Origin of the sequence: Bacillus sp. C30, from assembly GCF_040838255.1 — a bacterium.
GTDB lineage: Bacteria > Bacillota > Bacilli > Bacillales > Bacillaceae_G > Bacillus_A > Bacillus_A mycoides.
Window position 1 is genome coordinate 1 of the sequence record NZ_JBFPJH010000313.1, and the last position, 3,756, is coordinate 3,756.

General features: G+C 38.6%; 3 protein-coding genes and 1 other annotated feature. Of the genes, 1 reads left to right on the forward strand and 2 read right to left on the reverse strand.

The annotated features are described in order from the left end of the window. The first annotated feature begins 55 nt into the window (after window positions 1-55). Window positions 56-271 (forward strand) — a binding site (T-box leader). 52 nt (window positions 272-323) lie between these two features. Then, window positions 324-1,586, forward strand: a complete 1,263-nt coding sequence (gene tyrS / locus AB3X49_RS19200) for a tyrosine--tRNA ligase (protein ID WP_367964075.1) — start codon at window positions 324-326, stop codon at window positions 1,584-1,586. 262 nt (window positions 1,587-1,848) lie between these two features. Here tyrS and AB3X49_RS19205 read toward each other — a convergent pair whose 3' ends face one another. Together AB3X49_RS19205 and AB3X49_RS19210 are read right to left on the reverse strand one after the other, a co-directional pair. Next, window positions 1,849-3,027, reverse strand: coding sequence for an NAD(P)/FAD-dependent oxidoreductase (locus tag AB3X49_RS19205; RefSeq protein WP_002016002.1), 1,179 nt, complete (start codon window positions 3,025-3,027; stop codon window positions 1,849-1,851). A gap of 44 nt (window positions 3,028-3,071) precedes the next feature. Next, window positions 3,072-3,512: a DUF1641 domain-containing protein gene (locus AB3X49_RS19210; RefSeq protein ID WP_002016003.1), complete on the reverse strand. Its 441-nt coding sequence runs from the start codon at window positions 3,510-3,512 to the stop codon at window positions 3,072-3,074. Window positions 3,513-3,756: the final 244 nt, after the last annotated feature.

The window sequence follows — 3,756 nt, forward strand, 5'->3', positions numbered from 1 at the left end:
GGGTATTGTTGACAATTTGTTTTCAATTCAATATAATGGCTAATAATTTAACAAATAATATACGTTGAAAGAGCCCAGTAGCAGTTTGTCACTGTTAACGAGAGAGCTAGGGGTTGCTGGAACCTAGCACAAACAAACTTGCGAATTACACTCTGGAGTATCTTAGGTAATGCTAAGCGGATTGGCAATCGATATTATTGCTAAGAGTGGTATGAGTAGCTATGCTATTTATACAAACTGGGTGGTAACACGGTGAATAATCGTCCCTATGTCATAGACATAGGGACTTTTTGTTTTCAAAAAAATAGAGGGGATGACAAAAGATGAATATTATTGATGAATTAGAATGGCGCGGCGCTGTGAATCAACAGACTGATGAAGAAGGTTTACGTAAGCTAGTAGAAGAGAAAAAGATTTCACTATACTGCGGAGTTGATCCGACTGGTGATAGTATGCATATCGGACATTTGATTCCGTTTATGATGATGAAGAGATTCCAGTTAGCTGGCCATCATCCAGTTATTTTAATTGGCGGGGCAACAGGAACAATTGGTGATCCGAGCGGACGTCAATCAGAACGTCAACTTCAAACGTTAGAAGTCGTTCAGCATAATGTGGATGCGTTAACAGCACAAATGAAAAAGCTATTTGATTTTGGCGGAAATAGCGAAGTGAAGATGGTAAATAACTACGACTGGACACATGAAATAAATATTATTGAGTTTTTACGTGATTACGGGAAAAACTTTAGCATTAATAGCATGTTAGCGAAGGATATTGTAGCAAGTCGTTTAGATACAGGAATTTCTTTCACAGAATTTACGTACCAAATTTTGCAAGCGATGGACTTCCATCATTTATACACGAAAGAAGATGTTCAACTGCAAATTGGTGGTAGTGACCAATGGGGAAATATTACGAGTGGTTTAGATTTAATTCGTAAGTTAGAAGGGCACGAAGCGAAAGTATTCGGACTAACAATTCCGTTATTATTGAAATCTGATGGTACGAAGTTTGGTAAATCTGCAGGTGGTGCGGTTTGGCTTGATCCTGAAAAAACAACACCATTTGAATTTTACCAGTTCTGGGTGAATACAGATGACCGTGATGTAGTGAAATACTTGAAATACTTTACCTTCTTAACGAAAGAGCGTATTGATGAATTGGCAGCGAAGGTAGGAACAGAGCCTCATAAACGTGAAGCGCAAAAAGTATTAGCGGAAGAAATGACGAAATTCGTTCATGGAGAAGAGGCACTCTTGCAAGCTGTGAAAATTACAGCAGCGTTATTTAGCGGAGATATTAAATCGTTAACAGCCGATGAAATTGAACAAGGTTTTAAAGAGATGCCAACATTCCAGTCTTCAAAAGAGACGAAAAACATCGTAGAATGGCTAGTTGATTTAGGAATTGAACCATCTAGACGACAAGCACGTGAAGATATTAATAATGGAGCTATTTCTATGAATGGTGAAAAAGTAACGGATGTGGGTACAGATGTTACTGTAGAAAATTCATTTGATGGACGATTTATCATTATTCGTAAAGGGAAGAAGAACTACAGCTTAGTGGAATTAGGAGAATAGTTCTTGTGAAAGAGCGGAAGTAGGGAAGATATCTACTTCCGCTCTTTTCATATACACAATTTCGACACAAAAAAGTCAGTATATTTCGATAATTAAAGAGGTTATATTATTCTTTTGCCGAATAAATAAGTTAGAGAAAATTACGGATAAAGTGAAACTTTAATCAGTGGGGAGTTGTTCATCCCCACTGATTATCAGCCCGCAAATAGCGGGATAAAAATAGCCCGAACCATGCAGGGCATGATTCGGGCTTATATTCAGATTAGTAAGCTAAGCTGAATAGACCTTTAATGTGTGATAAGTAACGAACGTTACTTGCTTCTTTCATTAATGATGCTGGTAAACCTTTAAGCGGAGTATTGCTTGCTCCGATTGTAGCAACAGCATCTTTACGTCCTAGACTAGCAAGTGTTCCAGAGTTGATAGGTGCGAACTCTTCGAATGCTTTGCCTTCTAGTGCTGCGTATAAGTTGTATCCAATTAACTCACCCATTTGCCAAGCGATTTGTGCAGTTGGTGGGTATGGACGACCGTCTGGAGAGAAGACAACAGCGCTGTCTCCAGCAACGAATACGTCTTTGTGAGAAGTAGATTGTAGATGTGCATCAACAGTTGCACGACCGCGGTTTACTTCAAGACCTGATTCACCAATTAATGGGTTACCTTGTACGCCGCCTGTCCAAACGAATGTGTTAGCAACGATTTTTTGACCGTCTTTTAAGTCGATTTCATTACCAGCAACGTTTGTTACAGGAAGACCTGTTAAGAATGTAACACCGCGTGCTTCTAAGCTAGCAGTTGCACGTTCGATTAAGTGGTCTGGTAATACTGGAAGGATTTTTGGACCTGCTTCAACAAGAAGAAGTTTAACTTCTTTTGGATTTACGCCGTGGCTTTTTGCAAGTTTAGGCATAATGTCAGCAAGCTCACCAACTAGCTCAACGCCAGTTAATCCGCCACCACCGATTACGATTGTAGCATCAGCTTCGTTTTTCGTTTTAGCATATTCACGAATACGGTCTTCAACGTGTTTGTAGATTTTGTTTGCATCAGCAGCAGATTTTAATACCATGCTGTTTTCTTCTAGTCCTGGAATACCGAAGTAAGCAGTTTTACTTCCTAAAGCAACTACAAGTGCATCGTAAGATAAAGTAGTGCCACCAGCTAGTTTGATTTCTTTGCTATCAACTGAGAATGACTCAACTGTTGCAATTTTAAGATCGATGTCTTTACCTTTGAAAAGCTTTGTAAGTGGCATTGCAATTGCTTGCTCAGCAACGTTACCAGCTGCAAGGCGGTGTAGTTCAGTGATGATTTGGTGCGTTGGGTATTGGTTAATCACTGTAACTTGTGCTTCTGATTTGCTGTAGTATTTACGTACGTTTAAAGCGGCAAGAAGACCGCCATAACCAGCGCCTAAGATGACAATTTGTTTTGACATAGTATGTTATCCCCCGTCTTTACTAATTGTTGTTATAAGTTAAATTATTTATTATTACGTTCTGCACTAATTTGAAGGTATGCGTTCACAAAACGGAACATTTTTTGTGCTTGTGGGTCTTTTAGTAATTTTAATAGACCGAACAGGCCGATAACTTCGTTGCTTTCATCAGCACGATCTTTCGCTTCGATAGCAGTTGCAGCCATGCTTTTCACTGTATCTTTTACAGGTTCTACAAGCTCTGTGATTGCACTAACAGTGTCGCTTTTTAATACTTCATCAGTAGCAACAGTTTGAGCGAAGTCATAAGACTTAGTTAAAATGTTAACAAGCTCAGTTAATTTTGGAAGCTGTTCCACTAGTGTTGTTAATGATTCTTGTACCTCAGGTTTTAACAACTGATCAAGTACATCAAGTTGTCCTTGGCTAGCAGAAATTTGTACAGTTTCTTGTTCTGGCTTTGTTTGAGTCATAGTTTCTGGCATCTCCAATTCTCCTTTACGATAGCAATACTCTTATTTTTGATAGATAAGATAGTAAACACTTGCGAAACTTTATACAAAGTTTCACAAAGCACAATAAAATGCCTTTAAATTTATGACAGCAAGTAAGCTGAAATCATAAATCCAAAACCATAATGTCCTACCTATTATTTATGAACTGTCCGATACATGGCTTGTCCGCATAATGGAAAGTTCCCTTATCGGAAAGTGTATATAATATATATCC

Coding starts and splice junctions, on each gene's coding strand:
- AB3X49_RS19205 (WP_002016002.1), bottom strand. CDS start 3,027: ATGTCAAAACAAATTGTCATCTTAGGCGCTGGTTATGGCGGTCTTCTT.
- tyrS (WP_367964075.1), top strand. CDS start 324: ATGAATATTATTGATGAATTAGAATGGCGCGGCGCTGTGAATCAACAG.
- AB3X49_RS19210 (WP_002016003.1), bottom strand. CDS start 3,512: ATGCCAGAAACTATGACTCAAACAAAGCCAGAACAAGAAACTGTACAA.